The following is a 23,089-nucleotide window of genomic DNA, read 5'->3' as shown; positions in this document are numbered from 1 at the left end:
GTACGTGCAGATACCTGCAATGTAGCGGTGCGTTCTGGTTACCACTTTCCCATTTGTGGCAACGGATGGTAACCGCTATCCGAAGCGCTGGTCTCTTTCACGTGCCTTTCTAGCTATTGTATCCGCCTTCCAAGCATAGCGATTCGCGGGGTCTTTTTCGGCCCATTCCGCAAGCAGTTTCTCACTTCGCGCTAGTGCCCACCTTCGTCTGACACCAGGAACAGCCATTTGTTCGTCAAAGATCCCCAGCGCCACCTCTTCTGTTAATCTGGACTTTGACTTTCTGACTTTTTGGGACCCATCGAGACCTTTCCTGCGTCCCTTCACAAGCGTGGACTCTTTCTTCAGCGACTTGTGCAATTGGATACTTTGCTCATTGCGTATTGAGAATTCATGCGTCAATCGCCGATGATCATCTTCAAGCAGAGTAGCTAGGCGGGGTGCCATTAACTGAACGATTGCCCTTAGTGCATCGTGGTTATCGAGATCGAGCGGAAGTGCCTGCGACCAGCCATCTTTTGCGAAGCGATACGAGCCATCATCGTTGCGCCGGAGGTAAATACCACCGATCTCGAATACCTGGCTCATGCTCGCACCCCTACAAGCGACTTGACGTTGTCAGCCTCCAAACCCGTAAGATGGTCGACCCAAGCTTGGGTGAACCTTCGTGCGGCCTCGTTGTGCTCCGCGGAAACATATATGTGGTCTGATCCGTCTGCCGGCGGTGTATGGTTAGATAAGCGGTCGCGAATGTCGCGGCCTCCACCATTCTCAGCAACCCACGTCAGCGCCGCTCTCCGCGTCGCGTGAGATGTGAACTCTTCTGATATGCCGATCACTTGCCGCTTCCGAGCAAGGGTCCGGATCACCAGATGTTTGTCAGTCGGCCGATTGGCGTCTTGAACTGATGGGAAGACCAGGTGTGAGGCGGTCTCGCCCTCGCGATCCCGAAGTCGCTCCACGGTCTGGCGCGCAAGCATCACGACATGAGCCTTTCCGTTCTTCGAGCGGGCAGCGGGCAGCGTCCACGTGCCAGCATCCAAATCGATCTCATCCCACTCCATGGACGTCACCTCCCCAATGCGTGCAAATGTCTCTAACTGAATGCGGAGGATCTCACCATGTTGCCCCAATTGATCGAGGCCGCGTACGTAGTTGCGGATTTCACGCGACCCGGGAGTGTGTTGGCGCGGCTTCCGCTTCGGGAGCGTTACTGCCCCTACCGGATTGGGATGATCTGGCGGAAGCCACGTACCGTCCAATGTCGAGATTTTTCGCGTACGCCCACTGGCCACATTGAACATCGTCGAAAGTACCGAACGGACTTTCTCAGCTTCACGTAAAGCACCCGCATTCACGATGTTGGACAAGACCGCCTTGGCTACCTCGTGGTCAAATTCCATTGCGGGCAGTTCATCATAATACGGCACAATGAATTTTCCCAGGAGGCGCTCGTCCTCCCTCGACGACGATTCGGCTTTAGTCACCCGCGCGTAGTCAGAGATGTATCGTTTAATCAAATTGCCCATGGTTAGGGCGCTGGGAGATGCAGATGTAGCTGGCATTGGCACATTGCCTTCGAGCCGTTGAGAGCGTAGTTCGCGCCATGTTTCACGAGCGTCCGCCGTCGACATCTTAGGGTAGCGCCCGAACTGGAGTTCCACTTGTTTCTTTTTGTCGGGGTGTTCGTATCGGTAGATCCAGACTTTACCCGTGCGTTTGCCGTGACGCATCACCAGGCCAGGTCGATCCTTATCAACCAACTTACCGCCGATGGCTAGTTGGCGGTACTCTAGATCAGAGACATCTGTCACGCGTTCACCTGCTGCCAATGCAGCCGCCTTCCTAAGGGCCTCGCGCAATTCGCCTCGGACGCCCGTGTCCAACGCCGCTTGGATGTGATTTGAAGCAAGCTCACGTGCTGATAGGCTATTTTCAGGCATTGCCGGAGTTCCTTCATAGTTTGGCGATGTCGGGCTCAGTCGTTCCAGCGGCTGGCCACACCACAAAACTAAAGGTTCTTCCAGGTTTTTTCCAGATTTGCCTGCATTATTGCTCCGAAACCTGCACAAACTCGCACTCTGCATGCCATAAAAGAAAGACCGTAGCGCCCCTAAATTTCAGGGGTTTTAGCCTTATTTTCTTTATGTTTAGAGTGGTGAGCCGTGCAGGATTCGAACCTGCGACCCACTGATTAAAAGTCAGTTGCTCTACCAACTGAGCTAACGGCCCACTCTTTTGTCTGGATCTTCTCGATCCGTGGCGCTCTCTAAGGCATTTTCCCAACTGGGTTCAAGGCCTTTTTTGCACCTCGTTTCGCCAACAATTTCTTGCGTTTCGGCGTCCCGATAGGCGGCCTACTTAGGCAGGTGGCGCTGGGGGGTCAACCCCTTTTTTGAGGAATTTGCACTGCAGGCTGGATTCCCGTCCTGCGCAACGCTATATGCCCGCCATGCAACAAGATCCAAACACCGGTTTGCCCTTCATGAAGATGCACGGGCTGGGCAATGACTTTGTCATTGTGGACGCCCGCGCGCAGTCCGCCGAAATTTCCCCTGCGCTGGCAAAGGGAATCGGTCACCGGCAGTTTGGTGTTGGATTTGACCAATTGGCCGTTATCGAAAACGGCGAATCGGATGCGCATCTGGTCTTCTACAATGCGGATGGGTCGACTTCGGCCGCCTGCGGGAATGCCACACGCTGCATTGCGCGGTTTCTGATGGAAGAAACCGGAAAATTAGCCCTGACCCTGACAACAGAGCGCGGGACGCTCTACGCGCAGGATGCAGGCGACGGCCTGACGTCGGTCAACATGGGGCATCCTCAAACCGATTGGCGCGACATACCTCTGGCCGAGGATGTAGACACCCTGGAACTGCCAATCGAAGGTGGACCGACGGCCACGGGCATGGGCAACCCGCACTGCACATTCTTTGTCGAAGATGCCGACGCCATTCCCCTGACCGAGTTCGGCGCGCGCTATGAACATCACCCGCTTTATCCCGAACGCACCAATGTGCAGGTGGCGCATGTAATCCGACCGGATCACATCCGTATGCGCGTATGGGAACGGGGTGTGGGCATCACTTTGGCCTCGGGCTCATCGTCCTGCGCAACTGCGGTGGCGGCTGCACGTCGCGGCCTGACGGAGCGCAATGTACAGATTGAACTGGATGGCGGTACGATCTGGATTGATTGGAAAGACGACGGTGTCTGGATGACCGGCCCGACCTGCCACGTCTTCTCGGGTACCCTGACACCTGAGTTCCTGAGGACGCTTGGATGAGCATCCCTAAATTCACCACCCTGGGCTGCCGCCTGAACGCCTATGAGACCGAGGCGATGAAGGAGTTGTCGCAGCAGGCGGGCCTGTCGAACGCGGTCGTGGTGAATACCTGCGCCGTCACGGCCGAGGCCGTCCGAAAGGCCCGGCAGGAAATCCGCAAGCTGCGCCGCGAAAACCCCGATGCGCGGCTGATCGTAACCGGTTGCGCCGCCCAGACCGAACCCGAAACCTTCGCCCAAATGGACGAGGTCGATGCCGTTATCGGCAATACCGAAAAGATGCAGCCCGACACTTGGAAAGGCATGGCCGCCGATTTTATCGGCCAGACCGAAGCGGTTCAGGTCGACGACATCATGTCCGTGACCGAAACCGCTGGCCACCTGATCGATGGCTTCGGCACCCGCTCGCGTGCCTATGTGCAGGTTCAGAACGGCTGCGATCACCGCTGCACCTTCTGCATCATTCCCTATGGCCGCGGAAACTCGCGCAGCGTCCCCGCGGGCGTGGTGGTGGATCAGATCAAGCGGCTGGTGGACCGAGGCTATAATGAGGTGGTGCTGACCGGCGTAGACCTGACCTCATGGGGCGCAGACCTGCCAGCACAGCCCAAGCTGGGCGATCTGGTGCTGCGCATCCTCAAGCTGGTACCGGACTTGCCGCGCCTGCGGATCAGCTCGATCGACTCGATCGAAGTGGATGAAAACCTGATGCAAGCCATCGCCACCGAGCCGCGCCTGATGCCCCACCTGCACCTGTCGCTGCAGCATGGCGACGACCTGATCCTGAAACGGATGAAGCGCCGCCACCTGCGTGACGATGCTATCCGCTTTACTGAAGAGGCCCGCAAGCTGCGCCCAAACATGACCTTTGGCGCGGATATCATCGCAGGTTTCCCCACCGAAACAGACGCCCACTTCGAAAACTCGCTGAAACTTGTCACCGACTGCGACCTGACGTGGCTGCACGTCTTCCCCTATTCCAAACGCGGAGGCACCCCGGCCGCCCGCATCCCGCAACAGATCAATGGCTATGTCATCAAAACGCGCGCCGCCCGACTGCGCGCCGCCGGGGAAGCTCAGGTCGCCAAGCATCTGACCGCCCAACTGGGCAAAACCCATCACATTCTGATGGAAAACCCCACCATGGGTAGAACCGAGCAATTCACCGAAGTCACCTTCACCACCCCTCAACCCGAAGGCCAGATCGTCACCGCCACGATCACGGATCACACCGGTAGCCAACTCAAAGCCTGATCCGCGCTTCATCTGGCCAAAAATATCCCGGGGATGAATTGGCCGCAGGCCAAGAAGGGGCTGGCCCCTTTATCCCGCCCTCAACGAAAAACCCCCGCTACCGGATGGCGCGGGGGTTCAAATTTCTAGCTGTCGAAAACCTCAGACGGTCTTCTTGCCTTTTACACCAGCCCACAAACGCTTGTTCACAAGGTACAGCAGGACCGACAGAACAGACAGGAACAGCACGCCGACAAAGCCGGAATACTTACGCTCCATCATCTTCGGCTCGGCAGTCCACATCAAGAAGGCCGCAATATCCTCGGACATGGCTTCGACGGTGGCCGGATGACCATCCGCGAATTCTACCTGATCTTCGGACAGCGGAGGCGCCATCGAGATCCAGCCGCCCGGGAAGGCTTTGTTCTCATAAAGAACGGTGCCCGCCTCTTCCTTTTCCTCACCGGTGTAACCATCCAGCAATGAGGCGATGTATTCCGCACCACCCATACCTTTGAACAGTTGGTTGATCCCCAGACCATAGGGGCCGTGGAAACCGGCACGGGCCTTCGCCATCAGGCTCAGGTCAGGCGCGCCAACACCGTTGTTCGCCGGGAAGTGGTCAGTTGGGATGGCCGGGCGGAAATCGTCCAGCTCAGGATCGAACACTTCGAAGTTACCCGCCGCATAGGCGATGACTTCTTCTTCCGAATATCCCAGCGCTTCGAGATCACGCAAAGGTACATATTGCAGGCCGTGGCAGGCCGCACAAACCTCGGTATAGATCTGAAGACCGCGCTGAAGCTGATGCTTGTCCCAGGTACCAAACGGCCCTTCGAACGAGAAGTGGAAATCCTCGATATGCTGCTCGCCGCCACCTGCCGCGAAGGACGCAGCAGGGGTAAGAGCCAAAGCAAACGCGGCACCGATTGCAAGTTTCTTGAACATGTTTCCGGTCCCTCTTCTTACTCGGCCGGCGTGGCGTCGGCGTCAGCCTTGCCATAATGCGCGTTGAAGTCTTCTTCGATGGTTTCCGGCTGGGCATCGGGTTTTTCGATAACACCCAGGATCGGCAGGATCACGAAGAAATAGGCGAACCAGTAGGCGGACGCGATCAGCGAGAAAGTCGCATAAGGCTCTTCTGCGGGCATCGCACCCAGCCACATCAGGGCAAAGAAGTCGATGATCAGCAGGTAGAACCACCACTTGAACATCGGACGGTATTTGCCCGAACGCACGGTCGAGGTGTCCAGCCACGGGGCCAGCGCCATCGCCAGGATCGCACCGAACATCGCCAGAACACCAAAGAACTTGGCGTCGATGATGCCACCAGTGATGAAGCTGGCGAATTGCACAACCCAGACCTCACCGGTGAAGGCACGCAGGATCGCGTAAAACGGCAGGAAATACCATTCAGGCACGATGTGTGCAGGCGTGACCAGCGGGTTGGCCTCGATGTAGTTGTCCGGGTGGCCCAGATAGTTCGGCATGAAGCCGACAACCGCCCAGAACACGACCAGGATCACGGCAAGCGCAAACAGGTCCTTGATCACGAAATACGGCCAGAACGGCAGCGTGTCTTTCTCGGCCTCGGCTTTCGAACCACGGCGCACTTCAACACCCGTGGGGTTGTTGTTGCCGGTGGTGTGGAAGGCCCAGATATGCACGATCACCAGCGCCGCAATCACGAACGGCAGCAGATAGTGCAGCGAGAAAAAGCGATTCAGCGTGGCGTTATCCACCGCCGGTCCGCCCAGCAGCCAAGTCTGGATCGCGTCACCCACAAACGGGATCGCGCCAAACAGACCGGTAATCACGGTCGCACCCCAGAAGGACATCTGACCCCAGGGCAGAACATAGCCCATGAACGCGGTGCCCATCATCATCAGGTAGATCAGCATCCCGATGATCCACGTGATCTCACGCGGGGCTTTGTACGACCCGTAAAACAGGCCACGGAAGATGTGGATGTAAACCGCAACAAAGAACAGCGACGCGCCGTTCATGTGCAGGTAACGCAGCATATAACCGCCATTCACGTTGCGCATGATGTGCTCGATGCTGGCAAAGGCCAGATCAACATGCGGGGTGTAGTGCATCACCAGAACGATCCCGGTGACGATTTGCAGCGCCAGGCAAAACGCCAGGACGATGCCCCAGATCCACCACCAGTTCAGGTTCTTGGGGGTGGGGATCATGATGGTGTCGTAAATCAGGCCGACGATTGGCAGGCGGCTGTTCAGCCACTTCTCGCCGTTTGTCTTCGGCTCGTAATGATCGTGGGGAATTCCGGACATCTGGGTCTCCCTTAGCCGAGTTTGATGGTGCTGTTGTCCGTCCACTCAGCGGGCGGGACAGGCAGGTTTTCAGGCGCGGGGCCTTTGCGGATACGACCGGCAAGGTCGTAGTGCGAACCGTGGCAGGGGCAGAACCAACCGCCAAAGTCACCGGCATCGCCCAGCGGCACACAGCCAAGGTGTGTACAGACGCCCATCTGAACCAGCCACGCACCGGGTGCCTCGCCCTCGGGCGAGGGCATCACGCGGTTTGCGTCCGTCGCTGGCGCATCGGCCGGTTGGTTAAAGTTGCGTGCCAGCGGATCGGGCAGCGAATCAACGCCTTCGGCGTCCTGTTCCTTCGCCTCTTGGATCTCGGCACCGGTACGGTGACGGATAAAGACGGGTTTACCCAGCCACTTGACAGTCAGCTGTGTCCCCGGCTCAACGCCGCTTACGTCCACACGGATCGAGGACAGCGCCTGAACGTCTGCCGAGGGGTTCATTTGGTTGATCAGGGGCCATACGGCTGCACCCGTCGCAACGACACCTGCGCCGCCAGCGACGTAGTAGAGGAAATCTCTGCGGGTGCCTTCGTGGTCTTCTGCGTGGGACACGAGGTTTTCTCCGATTCCGGCGCCCGGAGGATACCGGGCAAACATGCATCAGCACCGCATCAAAGCGGCGTCTCATCGCGGCTATCTAGCCGGGAGAAATCGGTTCGTCCAGCGGTCATAGGCGCGCACTACGCCGCATCTGGGCATTCATGTCACAACGTAACCCTGAATTTTCAAGCCTCGGGGGGATTTTTGGCAGGATTCCCGCTGATCGTCGCGCGTTCGTCGAAATGTGATTCGGATCAGCAGGATGCGGTGACAACCGATGTGCACAAGGGTACCAAATCCGCTGCACCCCGCGTCGAATTGCAAAGTTTAGGCCAGAATTAGCCACAAAAATTCTACTTTTGCGTGATTTCGAGCGCCGTAAATATCAGATCAAAAATAGATATTCTCAAAATCCTTGAAACGCATCATTTCGATTGCACTTTTAACGCGAATGCATAAAGGCGCAGGGAAAAGCCACCGTTAACAGGACGCCTTTCATGCCAAACCTATCTGTACCCATTCTGACCTTTGCGCTGCTTGCGTCGACTCAGGCCTTAGCTGCCGGTGACCCGGCGCGGGGCGAGACACTCTATTTTCGCTGTTCGTCCTGTCACGCGATAATCAAGGACGGCGAAGTTCTGGTCAAAGGTGGCATCACGGGTCCGAATCTCTATGGCGTTGTGGGCCGGACAGCAGGAACCGAGAACGATTACCTGAACGGAAGCGAACGGCTGCCCGTTGGTCTTTTCACCGATGACATGATCCGATCCGGTCAGGAAGGCTTGATCTGGACCGAAGAGAACATCGCAGCCTACTCCAAAGACCCGATCGGTTTCATTCAGGATTTCCTGAACGACGAAAAAGCGCGCCCCAACATGAGCATCAAGCTGAAGGAAGGTGCTGAAGATATCGCGGCCTATCTCGCGACTTTCTCCAACTAACCCCTGGTCTGGTCACGCGTCGCGCATCAGCGTGGCCAGCCATCCCAACTCGACGCCGAGCCCGCCTTCAACCCGTTCAGCCGCCGCTTCGCGCGCCTCGTCGGGTTTGTTCTGGTTCAGCTTCCAGGTTCCCTGAATATCGTCGACATACATCCGGCAGGGCACGATCATCCTTAGCATGCGATCCAGCGCATCGGGCGACATCTTGTCAGCGGTCCATGCGGGCTTGGGTAAAAGCCGCTCTTCATAAAAGGCCGATTGTCGGTCCAAAAGACCCCGCAACTCGGCCTGAGGGCGCTTTTCAATCCGCCCAGTCAGATGCACGGCGACATAGTTCCATGTAGGAACCTGATCTGCCAGACCGTACCAATCCGGAGAAATATACCCATCCGGCCCGGATACCGCGATACGCCCAGCGCGCGGGGCGGTTAGGGTGCGCAGGATCGGATTCGACCGCACCAAATGCAGTTCGACCATTGAACCATCGGAACTCAGCAAAAACGGCACATGGCTGATCAGGGGTGCGTCATCAGTGGACAGCGCCAAAACCCCAAAGGCCCGGTCACGGGCAAAGTTGATGTGGCGGGTACGGTCTTCGGCGCGGAAAGCCGGATTTGGGTGCATGGCATCTCTCCTGACGGAACGACTTGCAGATTCGCTTGGTCCTTGGCAAGTTCTGCCTCGTTCTCAGGGCGGGGCGGAATTCCCCACCGGCGGTATGCGGGCCATGACCCGTAAGCCCGCGAGCGGCCCCGGAATCTTCGGGGTGACAAGCAGATCTGGTGAGAAACCAGAGCCGACGGTTACAGTCCGGATGGAAGAGAACGTGCAGCGCGCCAATTGGCGCGGCCGCTCGTGATCGCCTTGGGTGACGTGTCTGTTTACGAAGGAGATCACAATGACACACACCCGCTATGCTTTCGTCAAAGCCAACTGGCATTCCGATATTGTCGATCAAGCGCTGGAAGGATTCCAACAGCTTATCCCCGCTGATCAGATTGACGTCTTCGACGTGCCCGGCGCGTTCGAGATGCCGTTGCTGGCCCGCGACCTGGCCCAAACCGGCAAATATGCCGCCATCGCCTGCGCCGCTTTCGTGGTGGATGGCGGTATCTACCGGCACGACTTCGTGGCGCAAGCCGTGGTTGATGGCCTCATGCGCGCCGGACTGGATACGGGCGTTCCGGTTCTGTCAGTCTCGCTGACACCACACCAATATCAGGAAACCGACCACCATAATGCGATCTACCGCGCGCATTTCGTGGAAAAGGGCCGCGAGGCAGCGCAAGCCGCGCTCAAAATCAGTAAAACCCGCGCTGCACTTTTAGAACCGGCCTGACCCTTCTTCTGTTCAAAAATACTTCGGGGGAATCGCGGCTTGCCGCGATGGGGGCAGCGCCCCCTCCCCGCGCTCCAAACGCAAATCCGCTTGAGGCCCAAGGCTCTCCCCGCTAATCACAACCCTCAAAGGAGCACGCCCCATGTCGATGAACAGCTTTGGACACCTCTTCCGCGTCACCACCTGGGGTGAAAGCCATGGCCCCGCATTGGGGGCGACAGTGGACGGGTGCCCTCCCGGGGTCACCATTGACGAAACTATGATCCAGCACTGGCTGGACAAGCGGAAGCCGGGGCAGAACAAATTCACCACGCAAAGGCGCGAGCCGGATCAAGTGAAAATCCTGTCCGGCGTGTTCGAAGGCCAAACCACTGGAACGCCCGTACAGTTGATGATCGAGAATACCGATCAACGCTCCAAGGACTACGGCGACATCGTGGACAAGTTCCGTCCGGGTCACGCCGATATCACCTATTGGCAGAAATACGGCATCCGCGACTATCGCGGCGGTGGGCGCAGCTCCGCTCGCGAAACCGCATCGCGGGTCGCGGCCGGAGGGCTGGCGCGCGAGGCGATCAAACAGATCGCGCCCAACGTGCAGATCACCGGCTACATGACCCAGATCGGCCCGCACAAAATCGACCGTACCAATTTCGACTGGTCGCAGATTGAACAGAACCCGTTCTGGACCCCCGATGCCCAAGCTGCTGACGATTGGGCAGCCTATCTGGACGATCTGCGCAAGTCCGGCAACTCGGTCGGTGCAATTGTCGAGGTGGTGGCGCGCGGCGTTCCCGCTGGGATCGGCGCACCGGTTTATGCCAAGTTAGACACTGATCTGGCCGCCGCGATGATGTCGATCAACGCCGTCAAAGGGGTCGAGATCGGCGAGGGTATGGCTGCCGCTGAACTGACCGGCGAAGCCAACGCGGATGAGATCTTCATGGGTCAGAACGGTCCACAATACAGCTCGAACCACGCGGGCGGTATTCTGGGCGGCATTTCGACCGGGCAGGACATCGTGGTGCGGTTTGCGGTCAAACCCACTTCGTCGATCCTGACCACGCGCAAGACGATCACCAAGTCGGGCGAAGAGGCCGAAATCATCACCAAGGGCCGCCACGACCCCTGTGTCGGCATCCGTGCGGTGCCTGTGGGCGAGGCGATGATGGCCTGCGTGATCCTGGACCATTTACTTCTGCATCGCGGTCAGATTGGCGAGAACCGTGGACATATCGGCTGATCTGCGCCACCGGTTGCGCGGCATTGTCGTGCAACGCATGAAGACCGACCCGGCGCATGATCTGGCGCATCTGGACCGTGTCTGGGTGAACGCGCAGGCCATTTCGGACGAAACAACCAATATGCGCGTCCTGCTGGCGGCCAGCTATTTGCACGATCTGGTCAACCTGCCCAAGAACGACCCGGATCGCCACCTTGCGTCCCGTCGGTCCGCTGAAGAATCAGAGCCTATACTGGACAATTTCGGCTATACGCCCGAGGAAATCAAAGCCACGCGACACGCCATTGCAGCCCATAGTTTTTTCGCAAATATCCCCCCTGAAACCGCAGAAGCCTGTATTCTGCGCGACGCCGACAGGCTGGATGCGCTGGGGGCCATCGGTGTTGCGCGCAACTTCTCGGTTTCAGGCGCGTTGGGGCGGTCACTCTACGATCCGGCAGATCCATTTGCAGAATCCCGGTCACTGGATGATCTGCATTTCTCGGTCGACCACTGGAAGGTCAAGTTACTGAAACTTCCGGCAGATATGCTGACGAAACGCGGCAAGGCCCTTGCCCGGAAACGTGCCGAACGTATGACCCGCTTCCTGACCGAATTCGCCGAGGAAATCGGCCATCCGCTTCCGTTGGACTGGTCGCAACTAAATTCCACACGTTGATCTTTGCCCGCCAAAGGCGCAGGGTCGCGCCGATGGCTGGCCCCCTAACGTCAAACAAACCACTTCTGGCTGTGGCGCTGAAACTCAGCGCCCTGGTTCTGTTCACGTCGATGCAGGCCCTGGTCAAAGCCTTGTCTGACACCTTCCCACCCGGAGAAATGGTGTTTTTTCGCTCGCTCTTTGCCGTGCCGGTCATCATAGGCTGGCTGGCCTGGCGCGGAGAGCTTTCGCAAGGCCTTGTGGTCAAAAAGCCCATGGGCCACTTCTGGCGCGGTGTTTTGGGCACCAGCGCCATGGGGCTGACCTTTACCGGCCTCAGTCTGCTGCCTTTGCCCGAAGTTACAGCCATTGGCTACGCCACGCCGATCTTCACCCTGATTCTGGCTGCAATCATGCTGGGGGAACGCATTCGCATGATCCGTATCGGCGCCGTGGCTTTGGGACTGCTGGGGGTTCTGATCATGATCTGGCCGCGCCTGGGCGGCAACAACATGGACACGGCCGCCACAATCGGGGCGCTGTGCGTGTTGGCGTCGACCATGGCGCGGGCCTTTGTGCAAATACATATCCGACAATTAGTTCAAGTGGACCATCCTGCGGCAGTCGTCTTCTATTTCTCGCTGACGGCTACCCTTCTGTCTGCGTTAACCGCCTTTTGGGGGTGGACGATGCCAACGCTGGAACAGACTCTAATACTGGTCGTTATGGGCCTAACCGGCGGGGTCGCGCAGATTCTGGTGACCACGTCCTACAAGTTCGGACAGGCCTCAATGCTTGCGCCCTATGACTATACCACGATGCTATTTGCCGTATTGATCGGGTATATCTGGTTCGATGAACTGCCGACGCTGGTAATGCTGGGCGGGGCCGCACTTGTGATCGCCGGTAATGTGGTTGTCATCTTGCGCGAGCGCCAACTTGGGATTGGACGCGAAAAGGCGCGTCAGGCGACAGATCCCAAAGCCTGATCTTTACCTTTTTCGAACTTCACCTAATTTGGGGCCAACACCAAATAAGGGTCCCAAGATGAGCGACGCAGAAGATCACAAGGAAAAGATGCAAAAGGTGCAGGCAAAGCACCGCAAAAAGGTGTCCGAGGCCGTCGATCCCGGGCGCGGGTTGGTGCTGATCAACACAGGCAAAGGAAAAGGCAAGTCATCTGCCGCCTTCGGAGTTGTAATCCGCGCGCTCGGATGGGGTCAGAAAGTCGCCGTGGTGCAATTTATCAAGGGAAAGTGGAAAACCGGCGAGCGTCGCTTTTTTGAAGAGCGCGATTTGGTAACCTGGCACACAATGGGTGAGGGCTTTACCTGGGATACGCAAGATCGTGAACGCGACATCGCCGCTGCCAATGCCGCGTTTGACAATGCACGGGCGCTGATGGCCAGCGGTGACTATGACCTTGTGGTTCTGGACGAAATCAACATCGCCTTGCGGTATGAATATTTGTCAGTCGAGCAAGTGATTGATGGGCTGAACGCGCGATCAGACAAGACCAGCGTATTTCTGACTGGCCGGGACGCACCGCAAGCCCTGCGCGACTATGCCGATCTGGTGACGGAAATGACCGAAGAAAAACACCCGTTCCAAGCTGGGATAAAAGCCCAGCGCGGCGTAGATTTCTGAGGATTAGAACCGCATTGCAGCCCCCGACCACTGGCCGGGGGAATGCAAGGTTTCGATCAGATCGCTTTGGGCTTGGGGTTCAGCGTGACGAACCACAGTTCAGCATCAGAGCGAATTGATCGAACGCTCACTTGCAAAACCGCCCAACCAAAGGGGTGATCTGCACCAGACCTCTAACCGTGGGCAAAGAAAAACCCCCGCAGTAGCGAGGGTTTTGGTTCTTTCAGGTTTGTCAGATCACGCGCGTACAAGCGACTCGTAATCCTGTGCAATCTCGCGCGTGATGTCCCCGACTTCGAACGTGTAGTCGCCGATCTGACCAACCGGGGTAACCTCGGCGGCTGTGCCTGTCAGCCAGCATTGTTCAAAATCAGCCATCTCTTCGGGCATGATATGGCGTTCGTGAACCTTGATACTCTTGTCTTTCAGCATCTGGATCACGGTCTGACGAGTGATGCCGTTCAGGAAGCAATCGGCCAACGGTGTGTGAACCTCGCCATCTTTGACGAAAAACACGTTGGCACCGGTCGCTTCGGCGACATAGCCCCGGTAATCCATGAACAGTGCGTCCGAACAGCCCTTGGCCTCAGCCTTGTGCTTGGAGATGGTGCAGATCATGTACAGACCCGCAGCCTTGGCGTGAACTGGGATGGTTTCGGGGCTGGGGCGTTTCCATTCAGCGATATCCAGCTTGGCACCCTGCATCTTGGCATCGCCGTAATATGCCCCCCATGGCCACACAGCCACGGCCATACGTACTGGGTTCTTGGCCGATGCCACGCCCATGTCATCACCTGACCCGCGCCAGACCAGCGCCCGGATATAGGCGTCCTGCAACCCGCTGGCTTTCAACGCCTCTTCCTTTGCAGCTTCGATCTGATCGACCGTATAAGGCATCGGGATATCCAATGCCTCGGCCGAAGCGATCAGACGTTCCGAATGCTCACGGCTTTTGAAAATCTTGCCGTTATAGGCCCGCTCACCTTCAAAGACGGACGAGGCATAGTGCATTGCATGTGTCAGGATGTGGACCTTGGCATCGCGCCATGGCACCAGTTCACCATCCAACCAGATGACACCGTCACGATCGTCATACCCCGCCATGCGCAACCTCCTGAATCGGGCTTGGTTTTTCAATTATTGCGCTAATTAAGTCCGAAGCGGACATAATGTTGCGCAAAAACTGCGATTCGATACCTGTCCACTCTTGGAATGTCAATAACGCTGACATAAACTCGGCCTTGAGTAACCAATGAGGCATGATATGTCCGACACCCGTCCCGCCCAGGTATTTGGCGGTGAAAGCCTGTTGTTTCTGACGGATGAACAACTGCGGCAGGGTATCGAAGCCATGTTCTTCGCGTATCGCGGTTTCACGGCGGACCCGGACCGCATCCTTTCAGAGCTGGCCTATGGACGCGCGCATCACCGGGCCATCCACTTTATCAACCGAGCACCGGGGACGACCGTAAATAACCTGCTGGCGATTCTCGGTGTTACCAAACAGTCCTTGAACCGCGTCCTGCGCACCCTGATTGACGACGGTCTGGTGGAAAGTCGCGTTGGAACAGTGGACAAACGTGAAAGACACCTATTCTTAACCGATAAGGGAGAGGAGCTGGAGGCCAGATTGTCCGAAGCCCAACGCGTACGGATGCGCGCTGCCTATAAGGACGCCGGCCCCGAGGCCGTTTCAGGTTTTCGCAAAGTGCTTGAAGCGATGATGGATGCTGATATGCGTCATGCCTATAAGAAACTGCGGGATACCACCTCATGAGCGATATGGACGCCCATCTGCTGATTGTTGACGATGACGAGCGCATTCGTGATCTGCTCAAGAAGTTTTTGATGCGGAACGGTTTTCTTGTCACAGCCGCGCGGGACGCCGCCCATGCGAGGCGGGTCTTGTCAGGCCTGGATTTCGACATGATCGTTCTGGATGTCATGATGCCCGGAGAAGACGGCGTCAGCCTGACCAAGGCGCTGCGAGAGACACACGCAACCCCGATCCTGCTGTTGACGGCGCGCGGTGAAACCGAACACCGGATTGCGGGGCTTGAGGCCGGGGCCGACGACTATCTGGCCAAACCGTTCGAGCCGAAGGAGCTGTTGTTGCGCATCAACGCAATTTTGCGGCGGATGCCCGAAACACCTGCACAGGAAACGGCAAGCAAAATCCTGATCCTTGGGCCGATCCGGTACGACGTGGAGCGCGGCGAGATGTGGCAGGGCGAAGACCCAGTTCGTCTGACCGCAACCGAAAGTCAGTTGATGAAGATTTTCTCGGCGCAGCCCGGAGAACCTATAAGCCGCGCCAAGCTGGTCGAAGATCTGGGCCGCGACAAGGGGCAGGCACAGGAACGCGCAGTGGATGTTCAGATCACCCGGCTGCGACGCAAGATCGAACAGGACCCAAAGCAACCCCGCTATCTGCAGACAGTCCGTGGGGCGGGTTATATGTTGGCCCCGGATTGATTTTGCCGCTGCGCGGCGATTTTATGCCTTCGGCGAGGATATTTTTAGCCAGATGAAGATCGGATCCTGATGAAGACTGCTCTTTTAACCCACGCGGATTGCCTTGAACATATGACCCCGGACGGACATCCCGAACGGGTCGCGCGGCTTGAGCATGTTCTTCATGCGCTGGAATCGCTGGATTTGGACCGAAGGACGGCTCCGCTTGCCGCGGATGATGACCTGCTGCTCATTCACCCCGAAAGCCACATACGGAGTATCCGCAGCAGCCGCCCGACCGAAGGATACAGGCAGATTGATGGCGACACTTTCATGTCGCCGGGTTCGGTGGATGCCGCGTATCGCGCGGCTGGTGCTGTTGTTCGGGCGGTCGACCTTGTTCTGGGCGGTGACTCTCCGAATGCATTTTGCGCAATCCGTCCGCCGGGGCACCACGCCGAGTCCGAGGCGGCGATGGGGTTTTGTCTGTTCGGCAATGCGGCGCTGGCTGCCAAACATGCGCTGGATCACCACGGGTTAAAACGCGTGGCAGTGGTGGATTTCGATGTGCACCACGGAAATGGCACGCAGGACTTACTGTGGGATGAGGCGCGTGCTCTGGTCATAACCAGCCAGCAGATGCCGTTGTGGCCCGGTACGGGACGTTCTGATGAAACCGGAGCCTACGATACGGTTTTGAATATTCCGCTGCCGCCTCGGTCCGGCGGAGCAGAGATGCGCGCAGCCTACGAAGCCCAAGCCTTCCCGCGGCTACGGGCATTCAAGCCAGAACTGATCATCATCTCGGCGGGTTTCGATGCGCATCAGGATGATCCTTTGGCAGAGCTTAACTGGTTGACCAGCGATTTTGCGTGGATCACGGCCGAGCTGTGCAAGATCGCTGATGAGTGTTGTAACGGGCGTATCGTCTCGACTCTGGAAGGCGGGTATGATCTGAACGCACTGGCCGAGGCCACACGTGCCCATGTGGAAGAATTGATGAAGGCAGCCCGATGACCGATACCCCTGTAGATCAGATGACATTTGAGCAAGCGATGAAAGAGCTTGAGGCCGTTGTTGGTCAACTTGAACGAGGCGATGTGGCGTTGGATCAGTCCATTGCCCTGTATGAGCGCGGTGCCGCCTTGAAAAAGCGCTGCGAGGACGAATTGAAGCGGGCTGAAGAAAAGGTGGCCGCGATCACGCTGGATGCGGACGGTCAACCAACCGGGACGACTCCTGTCGAAGGCCTGTAAATGTTTCAGGACATTCTGGCACGGGATGCCGCGCGGATTCAGAAGCAGTTCGATCTGGTTCTGGGCGGGCTGGATGATCTGGATGTGACCCATGCGATGGCGTATGCCACCGAAGGCGGCAAGAGGCTGCGTGGATTTCTTGTTCTGGAAAGCGCGCGGCTGCACGGTGTGGACCCGGCGCAGGCCATTTGGCCCGCAACGGGGATAGAAACGCTGCACGCCTATTCGCTGGTTCACGATGATCTACCTTGCATGGATGACGATGATCTGCGCCGGGGGCGTCCGACGGTCCATGTGAAATGGGATGAGGGAACGGCGGTTTTGGCCGGGGATGCATTGCAGACGCTAGCATTTGAGCTGTGCGCCCGACCCGAGGTCGGATCGGCCGAGGCTCGCGCAGAATTGGTACTGACTTTGGCCAAGGCAAGCGGTGTGCAGGGCATGGTGCTGGGTCAGGCGCTTGACATTGCTGCGGAAACCGCGAAATCGCCATTATCGCTGGATCAGATTACCCGGCTTCAGGCTGGCAAGACCGGTGCGTTGATTGAATGGTCGGCCTGCGCCGGTGCGCGTTTGGCTGGCGCGGATCCCGAACCCCTGCGCCGATACGCGCGGGATCTTGGACTTGCTTTTCAGATCGCTGACGACATCTTGGATATTGAAGGAGACGCGGCAATCGCCGGAAAGCGTCTTCAAAAGGATACAGAGGCAGGCAAGGCAACTTTTGTGTCGCTGCTGGGTCTGGATACCGCCAAAAGCCGGGCGGCCGAGCTGGTGGATCGGGCCTGCGACGCACTTGAAGGCTATGGGTCAACCGCGGAAACCTTGAAGGACGCCGCCCGCTTCGTTATTGCCCGGGACAGCTAAGCCAGGAACGCGCCAAATGTCAGATCGCCCGAACACGCCCTTGCTGGACCTCGTGAGCCGCCCCGCGGACCTGAAGCAGTTCTCGGACGCGCAGCTACGTCAGGTTGCGGATGAACTGCGAGCGGAAACGATCTCGGCCGTTTCGGTCACGGGCGGGCATTTGGGTGCAGGGCTGGGTGTGGTGGAACTGACCACAGCGCTGCACGCCGTGTTCGATACACCGCGCGACAAGATCATCTGGGACGTTGGGCATCAGTGCTATCCGCATAAAATCCTAACCGAACGGCGCGACCGTATCCGGACTTTGCGCATGAAAGACGGGTTGAGCGGCTTCACCAAGCGCAGCGAAAGCCCATATGACCCATTTGGCGCGGCGCATAGCTCGACCTCGATCAGTGCGGCACTCGGGTTCTCGGTCGCGCGCGATCTGGGCGGTGTCACGCCCGAAGGATTGGGCGACGCGATCGCCGTGATCGGCGACGGTTCGATGTCGGCGGGCATGGCGTTCGAGGCGATGAACAACGCGGGCCACCTTAAGAAACGCCTGATCGTGATCCTCAACGACAACGAGATGAGCATCGCCCCCCCGGTCGGCGCGCTGTCAAATTACCTGTCTCGAATTTATGCCGAGGCTCCGTTTCACGATCTGAAAGCGGCGGCAAAAGGTGCAGTTTCTCTGCTGCCAGAGCCTTTCCGCGAGGGCGCGAAACGAGCCAAGGAAATGCTCAAGGGCATGGCAGTCGGCGGCACCTTGTTCGAGGAGTTGGGGTTTTCCTATATCGGCCCGCTTGATGGTCACGATATGGACCAGTTGCTGCCAGTTCTACGCACGGTCAAAGCGCGCGCGACTGGCCCGATCCTGATCCATGTGCTGACCAAAAAGGGCAAGGGATACGCTCCGGCAGAGCAAGCCCGCGACAAGGGCCATGCAACGGCCAAGTTTGATGTCGTGACCGGAAAACAGAAGAAAGCACCGTCAAACGCGCCGTCTTATACCTCGGTCTTTGGCAGCACGCTGGTGGATGAGGCCGCGCGGGACGACAAGATCGTTGCCGTCACTGCCGCGATGCCGGATGGAACCGGCCTGAACCTGTTTGCCGAACGCTACCCCTCGCGCTGCTTTGACGTGGCGATAGCCGAACAGCACGGCGTAACCTTTGCTGCCGCGCTGGCTGCAGGCGGGATGAAGCCCTTCTGCGCGATGTATTCGACTTTTTTGCAGCGCGGTTATGACCAGGTCGTGCATGACGTGGCCATTCAGCGCCTTCCGGTGCGGTTCGCGATTGACCGGGCGGGCCTTGTGGGGGCAGACGGGGCGACCCATGCGGGGTCATTCGACATTGCCTACCTCGCCAATCTTCCCGGTATGACGGTCATGGCCGCCGCGAACGAAGCCGAACTGGTGCACATGGTTGCCACGGCAGCGGCTCATGACGACGGGCCAATCGCCTTCCGCTATCCGCGTGGTGAAGGGGTCGGGGTTGACCTGCCTGAACGGGGCGAGGTTCTGGAAATCGGCAAAGGACGTATGATCCAAAAAGGGGCGCGGGTGGCACTGTTGTCATTCGGCACCCGATTGGCCGAAGTGCAAGAAGCGGCTGAGGCTTTGTCAGCGCGCGGGATCACACCGACAATTGCGGACGCCCGGTTTGCCAAGCCTTTGGACCGTGACCTTATCCTGGACCTTGCGGCCAATCACGAGGCACTGATCACCATCGAAGAGGGTGCGATTGGCGGTTTCGGCTCTCATGTGGCGCAGTTGCTGGCCGACGAAGGCGTCTTCGATCACGGCCTGAAATATCGGTCGATGGTCCTGCCTGATATCTTTATTGATCAGGCAAGCCCGGCGGATATGTATGCCGTGGCGGGAATGAACGCGGAACAGATCGAAGCCAAGGTGCTTTCGGTGCTGGGCGTCACCACAATCGGTGAAAAGCGCGCCTAATCGGGCCAATCGGCAGAGCAAAAAACCGGAGCTTTCGGGCCCCGGTTCAATTCGCCCGCAAGGCGTCAGTAAATCTGACCTCCTCGCGTAGAAACTTCTAATCAGCTTGCGGGTTCGCCCAGCGCGTTCATCAGCGTGCCCAGATTGTGCTGGAACATAGCAAGGTAGCTGGTCGCGGGGCCTCCCCGCTCGGACAGCGCATCGGAAAACAGGCGTCCACCGATGACAATGCCGGTCTCCTCCGAGATTTGCTGAACCAGAGCGGGGCTGGTGATGTTTTCCACGAACAGAGCGGCTGCACCTTCGGCCTTCAGTTGGTCGATCAGGATGGCCAGATCTCTTGCGGATGGTTCCGCCTCGGTGTCGATCCCGACAGGGGCCAGGAAGGTCAGGCCATAGGCATCAGCCAGATATCCGAACGCATCATGCGCGGTCACGACGGTGCGGCGGTCCGCAGGCAAATCTGCCAACTTGGATTTGGTCTCTGCGTCCAGCGCCTCAAGCTCTGCGATATAGGCGTCAGCATTGGCCGCGATCTGATCCGCGTGCTCAGGCATCGCAGCTTTCAACACATCCGCGACATTGGTCACATAGACCACCCCGTTCGACAATGAGTTCCACGCATGCGGGTCGATTTCGCCGTCGACCTTGACCGGAATAATCCCATCGGTGGCGACGTGTACCGTGGCATCAGTACCCGATTCTGAAATGAGCGTGTCGGACCATGTTTCAAAGCCCAGACCATTGACAAAGATGATATCTGCCTTGGCGACAGCTTTGGCGTCGGCGACCGAAGGCTGATAGACATGCGCGTCTGCATCGGGGCCAACGATCGTCGTCACGTTGGCCAGATCGCCAACGACCTCTTCAACCATGTCCCCGAGGATCGAGAAACTGGCGACAATCTGGACGTCGTCCTCACCTGCAATGGCCGGAAATGCGACCAACGCAAACGAAGCCGCGGCGATGCCGGCATAGAGCGATTTTATAAGAGTCATTGTGCTTTCTCTTCTTGTTGAATCTGAGCAACGGGAATGTCGTTGGACACGACTGGTTTGCGGGCTCTTTTGCCAAAACCAAGTGGGCCGAAGATGGCCGAGACTAGGAAAATTCCGCCCGCGACCAGAACAATGGCCGGTCCGGACGGGGTCTCTGGGAACAGGTAAGACAGGGTCAGCCCGATCCAGCAACTGGACAGCGCAAAAACGAAGCCCAGAACCAACTGAGCTGTAATCGTACTGGCCCAGTATCGTGCCGCTGTTGCGGGCAGGATCATCAGACCAACGGCCATCAGCGTGCCCAAAGTCTTGAATGCGGCCAGCAGGTTCAGCACCAGCAGCAGCATGAACCCCTGATCCACCAGCCAGGGCCGCCGCGTTTGAGTTTCAAAGAAAACCGGGTCGCAGGTGCTGACAATCAAAGGCCGCAGAAGGAAGGCAAAGGCCACCAGCGTTACGGTCGCCACACCGCCCACCAGCAGCATCGACGCGTCGTCGATCCCAAGGATCGAGCCAAACAGGAAGCTTTTCAACGGAACAGCCGACCCCGCCGCAGACAGAATGAATATCCCAACCGCCAGCGCGATCAGATAGAGCGACGCAAGGCTGGCGTCGCTGCGCAGGATCGTTCTGCGCGCCAACAACGCCGTCAGCATTGCGACACCGACGCCCGCGATCAGACCGCCCACCAGCAATGACATGACTGACAGGCCAGCGGTCACGAAACCAATTACAATGCCCGGTGTGATCGCATGCGCCATCGCCTCGCCCGCCAGCGACAGACGCCGCAGAACAAGAAACGCCCCGACCGGAGCAACCGAAGCCGACAAGACGGTCGTGACCACGAAAGCACGGCGCATAAAGGCGAAGCCCCACATTTCGCTGAGCAGTTCAAACATGCGCGGGCTCCTGCGGTTTTGGGCTGGACCGGAACATCCAGGACGCCTGACTTTCGGACAGATACCCCTGCGCCACCAAACGGTCCGGCGTCAGTACATCATCCACCGGGCCATGCGTGGCCTCTTGCCCGCCAAGCAACAGGGCGTGGCTGCAATGGTCCAGCACCGAAGACAGGTCGTGCACCACCAACACGACTGAGCGTCCCTCGTCACGCCAGCGGTGAATAATCGACAGCAAATGCGCCTCGGTGCTTTGGTCAACGGCTGCAAATGGCTCGTCCAGCAGGATCAGCGGTGCGTCCTGCATAATGACACGCGCGAACAGGGCGCGCTGCAACTGCCCACCTGACAGCATGTGAATTGGGCGGTCAGCGATATCAAGAACACCGGCCTCGTCCAGCGCAGCGGTCATTCGGTCACGTGCCGCGTTGTCCAGCCCCGACCGAAATCCAAACCCGCGCCAGGCACCCATTGCCGCCAAGTCCCGCACGCGAATTGGGAAACGCCGGTCAAATTCCGTCATTTGTGCCAAGTAACCGATTTCGCGCGGGCGGCCCTTGGGCCAGTTCAGGCTGCCCGACAGTGGGTCAATCAAGCCCAATAACATTTTCACAAACGTGCTTTTGCCCGAACCGTTGGCGCCTAACACAGCCAAAGTTGTTCCCGCGTCGATATCCATCGTCAGTCGGCGGAACAACGTCAGATCGCGGTACCCAAGCGTCACATCGCGGATTTGCAGAACAGCCATCATCAGATCACCATGTAAATCGCAAGCCACAACAGCGCAGACAACACCAAGGCACCCGCGACCAGAACCGGCACGCTGAGCTCGGTCAGGCAGCGTCCGCGTTGGCCCACGGCATAATTCGAACGGCGCGTCATGGGGTTGCCTCGCAGGGCATAAGGCAAGCGCAATCAGATAGCGTCAAGGCGGCGATGTCCCTGCACATTCTGCAGGGCCTGAACTGACAGTAATGCAATGACACGCGCATCGCCTCCTTCATTCAGACGGGGGACAGGCGAGTACAAGACAACGGGCGGCACAACCGCTTGAAACATTGTCATCTCCCTCTGGGACACCCCGCCCAGGTTCTTAAATATTCGGATGGCAGGTCTCCTGACTTACGGGTCTACGCTTTCCCGATCCTTCCCAGACAAATGCCCAGTGGACGATCTCGGGTCGCTCACCGCCTACAGTTGCGGGGGCAGTCACGGACTTGACCCATTTGACCGGGTCGCACCGTATTCCCTTTTATCCCTTCCCGCAGACAGCGGTCGGGAACCATCCCGGCGACAAAATAGGAACCAGGTCGATTCGGCAAGGGTTCACAACCGGCCTTGGCAGTTGTACGCCGCTGCGCGGGGCGCGACAAAAGGAAGCCCGACCCCAAGACCACATGCACTCTGAACAGAGGTTCAATGCGAGAATAAACGCCATGTTGCGGTTTTCCTTTGGCATTGCCT

25 protein-coding genes, 1 tRNA gene and 2 riboswitches are annotated in these 23,089 nt (G+C 58.2%); of the genes, 14 read left to right on the top strand and 12 right to left on the bottom strand.

The window, feature by feature from the left end:
• Positions 1–75 precede the first annotated feature (75 nt).
• The 3 genes from GOX75_RS14600 to GOX75_RS14590 all read right to left on the bottom strand — a co-directional run bounded on the left by GOX75_RS14600 (position 76) and on the right by GOX75_RS14590 (position 2,232).
• Positions 76–588: a hypothetical protein gene (locus tag GOX75_RS14600; RefSeq protein ID WP_171124263.1), complete on the bottom strand. Its 513-nt coding sequence runs from the start codon at positions 586–588 to the stop codon at positions 76–78.
• Positions 585–1,943, bottom strand: a complete 1,359-nt coding sequence (locus tag GOX75_RS14595) for a tyrosine-type recombinase/integrase (protein ID WP_171124261.1) — start codon at positions 1,941–1,943, stop codon at positions 585–587. Before GOX75_RS14595 ends, GOX75_RS14600 begins: the two co-directional genes overlap by 4 nt.
• Before the next feature lie 213 nt (positions 1,944–2,156).
• A tRNA-Lys gene (locus GOX75_RS14590) sits at positions 2,157–2,232 on the bottom strand.
• A gap of 211 nt (positions 2,233–2,443) precedes the next feature.
• On the opposite strand from GOX75_RS14590, the gene dapF reads away from it, so the two are divergent.
• Together dapF and mtaB are read left to right on the top strand one after the other, a co-directional pair.
• The gene (gene dapF / locus GOX75_RS14585; RefSeq protein WP_171124010.1) at positions 2,444–3,286 is read left to right on the top strand and encodes a diaminopimelate epimerase; all 843 of its coding nucleotides are present in this window, start codon (positions 2,444–2,446) and stop codon (positions 3,284–3,286) included.
• Positions 3,283–4,539 (top strand): tRNA (N(6)-L-threonylcarbamoyladenosine(37)-C(2))-methylthiotransferase MtaB, encoded by a 1,257-nt coding sequence (gene mtaB / locus GOX75_RS14580; protein WP_171124258.1) that lies wholly within the window; start codon positions 3,283–3,285, stop codon positions 4,537–4,539. The genes dapF and mtaB overlap by 4 nt, the downstream gene beginning before the upstream one ends.
• A gap of 141 nt (positions 4,540–4,680) precedes the next feature.
• Here the strand turns inward: mtaB and GOX75_RS14575 are convergent, their stop codons facing one another.
• From GOX75_RS14575 to petA, 3 genes are read right to left on the bottom strand one after another with little or no spacing between them, the layout of a single operon-like run.
• Complete coding sequence (locus tag GOX75_RS14575; protein WP_171124256.1) at positions 4,681–5,466, bottom strand: cytochrome c1; 786 nt, start codon at positions 5,464–5,466, stop codon at positions 4,681–4,683.
• Positions 5,467–5,483: 17 nt separating this feature from the next.
• The gene (gene petB, locus GOX75_RS14570; protein WP_170387948.1) at positions 5,484–6,815 is read right to left on the bottom strand and encodes a cytochrome b; all 1,332 of its coding nucleotides are present in this window, start codon (positions 6,813–6,815) and stop codon (positions 5,484–5,486) included.
• Positions 6,816–6,826: 11 nt separating this feature from the next.
• Positions 6,827–7,411, bottom strand: a complete 585-nt coding sequence (gene petA / locus GOX75_RS14565; protein ID WP_171124003.1) for a ubiquinol-cytochrome c reductase iron-sulfur subunit — start codon at positions 7,409–7,411, stop codon at positions 6,827–6,829.
• A gap of 485 nt (positions 7,412–7,896) precedes the next feature.
• Between petA and GOX75_RS14560 the strand changes: the two genes are divergently transcribed.
• Positions 7,897–8,340, top strand: a complete 444-nt coding sequence (locus GOX75_RS14560) for a cytochrome c family protein (RefSeq protein WP_171124254.1) — start codon at positions 7,897–7,899, stop codon at positions 8,338–8,340.
• A 12-nt stretch (positions 8,341–8,352) separates the two neighbouring features.
• Here the strand turns inward: GOX75_RS14560 and GOX75_RS14555 are convergent, their stop codons facing one another.
• A complete protein-coding gene (locus tag GOX75_RS14555) occupies positions 8,353–8,964 on the bottom strand; it encodes an FMN-binding negative transcriptional regulator (protein ID WP_171123999.1) in 612 nt (203 codons plus the stop codon).
• A 55-nt stretch (positions 8,965–9,019) separates the two neighbouring features.
• A riboswitch (FMN riboswitch) is annotated at positions 9,020–9,170 on the top strand.
• A 68-nt stretch (positions 9,171–9,238) separates the two neighbouring features.
• Here GOX75_RS14555 and GOX75_RS14550 point away from each other — a divergent pair.
• The 5 genes from GOX75_RS14550 (at position 9,239) to cobO (ending at position 13,206) form a co-directional block, all read left to right on the top strand.
• On the top strand, positions 9,239–9,679 hold the full coding sequence (locus tag GOX75_RS14550) for a 6,7-dimethyl-8-ribityllumazine synthase (protein ID WP_171124252.1): 441 nt from the start codon (positions 9,239–9,241) through the stop codon (positions 9,677–9,679).
• Positions 9,680–9,821: 142 nt separating this feature from the next.
• On the top strand, positions 9,822–10,922 hold the full coding sequence (gene aroC / locus GOX75_RS14545; protein ID WP_171124250.1) for a chorismate synthase: 1,101 nt from the start codon (positions 9,822–9,824) through the stop codon (positions 10,920–10,922).
• Positions 10,906–11,580: an HD domain-containing protein gene (locus tag GOX75_RS14540; RefSeq protein WP_171124248.1), complete on the top strand. Its 675-nt coding sequence runs from the start codon at positions 10,906–10,908 to the stop codon at positions 11,578–11,580. Before aroC ends, GOX75_RS14540 begins: the two co-directional genes overlap by 17 nt.
• Before the next feature lie 32 nt (positions 11,581–11,612).
• Positions 11,613–12,548, top strand: a complete 936-nt coding sequence (locus GOX75_RS14535; protein WP_171124246.1) for a DMT family transporter — start codon at positions 11,613–11,615, stop codon at positions 12,546–12,548.
• 58 nt (positions 12,549–12,606) lie between these two features.
• On the top strand, positions 12,607–13,206 hold the full coding sequence (gene cobO, locus GOX75_RS14530; RefSeq protein WP_171124245.1) for a cob(I)yrinic acid a,c-diamide adenosyltransferase: 600 nt from the start codon (positions 12,607–12,609) through the stop codon (positions 13,204–13,206).
• Between the two features lie 237 nt (positions 13,207–13,443).
• On the opposite strand, the gene GOX75_RS14525 is transcribed toward cobO, so the two are convergent.
• Positions 13,444–14,310, bottom strand: coding sequence for a branched-chain amino acid aminotransferase (locus GOX75_RS14525; RefSeq protein ID WP_171124243.1), 867 nt, complete (start codon positions 14,308–14,310; stop codon positions 13,444–13,446).
• Positions 14,311–14,470: 160 nt separating this feature from the next.
• On the opposite strand from GOX75_RS14525, the gene GOX75_RS14520 reads away from it, so the two are divergent.
• The 6 genes from GOX75_RS14520 to dxs all read left to right on the top strand — a co-directional run bounded on the left by GOX75_RS14520 (position 14,471) and on the right by dxs (position 19,728).
• Positions 14,471–14,983: a MarR family winged helix-turn-helix transcriptional regulator gene (locus tag GOX75_RS14520; protein ID WP_171123984.1), complete on the top strand. Its 513-nt coding sequence runs from the start codon at positions 14,471–14,473 to the stop codon at positions 14,981–14,983.
• Positions 14,980–15,681: a response regulator gene (locus tag GOX75_RS14515; protein WP_171123982.1), complete on the top strand. Its 702-nt coding sequence runs from the start codon at positions 14,980–14,982 to the stop codon at positions 15,679–15,681. The genes GOX75_RS14520 and GOX75_RS14515 overlap by 4 nt, the downstream gene beginning before the upstream one ends.
• Positions 15,682–15,750: 69 nt before the next feature.
• Positions 15,751–16,677 (top strand): histone deacetylase family protein, encoded by a 927-nt coding sequence (locus GOX75_RS14510; RefSeq protein WP_171124241.1) that lies wholly within the window; start codon positions 15,751–15,753, stop codon positions 16,675–16,677.
• Positions 16,674–16,916 (top strand): exodeoxyribonuclease VII small subunit, encoded by a 243-nt coding sequence (locus GOX75_RS14505; protein WP_171123978.1) that lies wholly within the window; start codon positions 16,674–16,676, stop codon positions 16,914–16,916. The genes GOX75_RS14510 and GOX75_RS14505 overlap by 4 nt, the downstream gene beginning before the upstream one ends.
• Positions 16,917–17,783: a polyprenyl synthetase family protein gene (locus GOX75_RS14500; RefSeq protein ID WP_171124238.1), complete on the top strand. Its 867-nt coding sequence runs from the start codon at positions 16,917–16,919 to the stop codon at positions 17,781–17,783. It begins immediately after the preceding gene.
• Positions 17,784–17,799: 16 nt separating this feature from the next.
• Positions 17,800–19,728, top strand: coding sequence for a 1-deoxy-D-xylulose-5-phosphate synthase (dxs, locus tag GOX75_RS14495; RefSeq protein WP_171124236.1), 1,929 nt, complete (start codon positions 17,800–17,802; stop codon positions 19,726–19,728).
• Positions 19,729–19,829: 101 nt separating this feature from the next.
• Here the strand turns inward: dxs and GOX75_RS14490 are convergent, their stop codons facing one another.
• Genes GOX75_RS14490 through GOX75_RS20525 form a run of 4 tightly spaced genes read right to left on the bottom strand, consistent with a single transcriptional unit; the run spans position 19,830 to position 22,507 of the window.
• Entirely contained in the window at positions 19,830–20,726 is an 897-nt protein-coding gene (locus tag GOX75_RS14490) for a metal ABC transporter solute-binding protein, Zn/Mn family (RefSeq protein ID WP_171124234.1), read from the bottom strand.
• Positions 20,723–21,625 carry a metal ABC transporter permease gene (locus GOX75_RS14485; protein WP_217350996.1) on the bottom strand — a complete coding sequence of 301 codons (903 nt, stop codon included), beginning with the start codon at positions 21,623–21,625 and terminating at the stop codon, positions 20,723–20,725. Before GOX75_RS14485 ends, GOX75_RS14490 begins: the two co-directional genes overlap by 4 nt.
• Positions 21,618–22,376, bottom strand: a complete 759-nt coding sequence (locus GOX75_RS14480) for a metal ABC transporter ATP-binding protein (RefSeq protein WP_171124232.1) — start codon at positions 22,374–22,376, stop codon at positions 21,618–21,620. Before GOX75_RS14480 ends, GOX75_RS14485 begins: the two co-directional genes overlap by 8 nt.
• Positions 22,376–22,507, bottom strand: a complete 132-nt coding sequence (locus GOX75_RS20525) for a hypothetical protein (RefSeq protein ID WP_256367674.1) — start codon at positions 22,505–22,507, stop codon at positions 22,376–22,378. Before GOX75_RS20525 ends, GOX75_RS14480 begins: the two co-directional genes overlap by 1 nt.
• A gap of 207 nt (positions 22,508–22,714) precedes the next feature.
• A riboswitch (cobalamin riboswitch) is annotated at positions 22,715–22,927 on the bottom strand.
• Between the last annotated feature and the right edge of the window lie 162 nt (positions 22,928–23,089).

The sequence above is a fragment of the Ruegeria sp. HKCCD7251 genome (genome assembly GCF_013031165.1).
Taxonomy (GTDB): Bacteria; Pseudomonadota; Alphaproteobacteria; order Rhodobacterales; family Rhodobacteraceae; genus Ruegeria.
The sequence above is the reverse complement of the archived record's forward strand: the minus strand, read 5'-3'. Positions and strand labels throughout refer to the sequence as shown.

What these genes read in the sequence shown, in the direction of transcription:
- GOX75_RS14600 (WP_171124263.1), bottom strand. Translation starts at nt 588, where the DNA reads ATGAGCCAGGTATTCGAGATCGGTGGTATTTACCTCCGGCGCAACGAT.
- GOX75_RS14595 (WP_171124261.1), bottom strand. Translation starts at nt 1,943, where the DNA reads ATGCCTGAAAATAGCCTATCAGCACGTGAGCTTGCTTCAAATCACATC.
- dapF (WP_171124010.1), top strand. Translation starts at nt 2,444, where the DNA reads ATGCCCGCCATGCAACAAGATCCAAACACCGGTTTGCCCTTCATGAAG.
- mtaB (WP_171124258.1), top strand. Translation starts at nt 3,283, where the DNA reads ATGAGCATCCCTAAATTCACCACCCTGGGCTGCCGCCTGAACGCCTAT.
- GOX75_RS14575 (WP_171124256.1), bottom strand. Translation starts at nt 5,466, where the DNA reads ATGTTCAAGAAACTTGCAATCGGTGCCGCGTTTGCTTTGGCTCTTACC.
- petB (WP_170387948.1), bottom strand. Translation starts at nt 6,815, where the DNA reads ATGTCCGGAATTCCCCACGATCATTACGAGCCGAAGACAAACGGCGAG.
- GOX75_RS14560 (WP_171124254.1), top strand. Translation starts at nt 7,897, where the DNA reads ATGCCAAACCTATCTGTACCCATTCTGACCTTTGCGCTGCTTGCGTCG.
- GOX75_RS14555 (WP_171123999.1), bottom strand. Translation starts at nt 8,964, where the DNA reads ATGCACCCAAATCCGGCTTTCCGCGCCGAAGACCGTACCCGCCACATC.
- GOX75_RS14550 (WP_171124252.1), top strand. Translation starts at nt 9,239, where the DNA reads ATGACACACACCCGCTATGCTTTCGTCAAAGCCAACTGGCATTCCGAT.
- aroC (WP_171124250.1), top strand. Translation starts at nt 9,822, where the DNA reads ATGTCGATGAACAGCTTTGGACACCTCTTCCGCGTCACCACCTGGGGT.
- GOX75_RS14535 (WP_171124246.1), top strand. Translation starts at nt 11,613, where the DNA reads ATGGCTGGCCCCCTAACGTCAAACAAACCACTTCTGGCTGTGGCGCTG.
- cobO (WP_171124245.1), top strand. Translation starts at nt 12,607, where the DNA reads ATGAGCGACGCAGAAGATCACAAGGAAAAGATGCAAAAGGTGCAGGCA.
- GOX75_RS14525 (WP_171124243.1), bottom strand. Translation starts at nt 14,310, where the DNA reads ATGGCGGGGTATGACGATCGTGACGGTGTCATCTGGTTGGATGGTGAA.
- GOX75_RS14520 (WP_171123984.1), top strand. Translation starts at nt 14,471, where the DNA reads ATGTCCGACACCCGTCCCGCCCAGGTATTTGGCGGTGAAAGCCTGTTG.
- GOX75_RS14515 (WP_171123982.1), top strand. Translation starts at nt 14,980, where the DNA reads ATGAGCGATATGGACGCCCATCTGCTGATTGTTGACGATGACGAGCGC.
- GOX75_RS14510 (WP_171124241.1), top strand. Translation starts at nt 15,751, where the DNA reads ATGAAGACTGCTCTTTTAACCCACGCGGATTGCCTTGAACATATGACC.
- GOX75_RS14505 (WP_171123978.1), top strand. Translation starts at nt 16,674, where the DNA reads ATGACCGATACCCCTGTAGATCAGATGACATTTGAGCAAGCGATGAAA.
- GOX75_RS14500 (WP_171124238.1), top strand. Translation starts at nt 16,917, where the DNA reads ATGTTTCAGGACATTCTGGCACGGGATGCCGCGCGGATTCAGAAGCAG.
- dxs (WP_171124236.1), top strand. Translation starts at nt 17,800, where the DNA reads ATGTCAGATCGCCCGAACACGCCCTTGCTGGACCTCGTGAGCCGCCCC.
- GOX75_RS14490 (WP_171124234.1), bottom strand. Translation starts at nt 20,726, where the DNA reads ATGACTCTTATAAAATCGCTCTATGCCGGCATCGCCGCGGCTTCGTTT.
- GOX75_RS14485 (WP_217350996.1), bottom strand. Translation starts at nt 21,625, where the DNA reads ATGTTTGAACTGCTCAGCGAAATGTGGGGCTTCGCCTTTATGCGCCGT.
- GOX75_RS14480 (WP_171124232.1), bottom strand. Translation starts at nt 22,376, where the DNA reads ATGATGGCTGTTCTGCAAATCCGCGATGTGACGCTTGGGTACCGCGAT.
- GOX75_RS20525 (WP_256367674.1), bottom strand. Translation starts at nt 22,507, where the DNA reads ATGACGCGCCGTTCGAATTATGCCGTGGGCCAACGCGGACGCTGCCTG.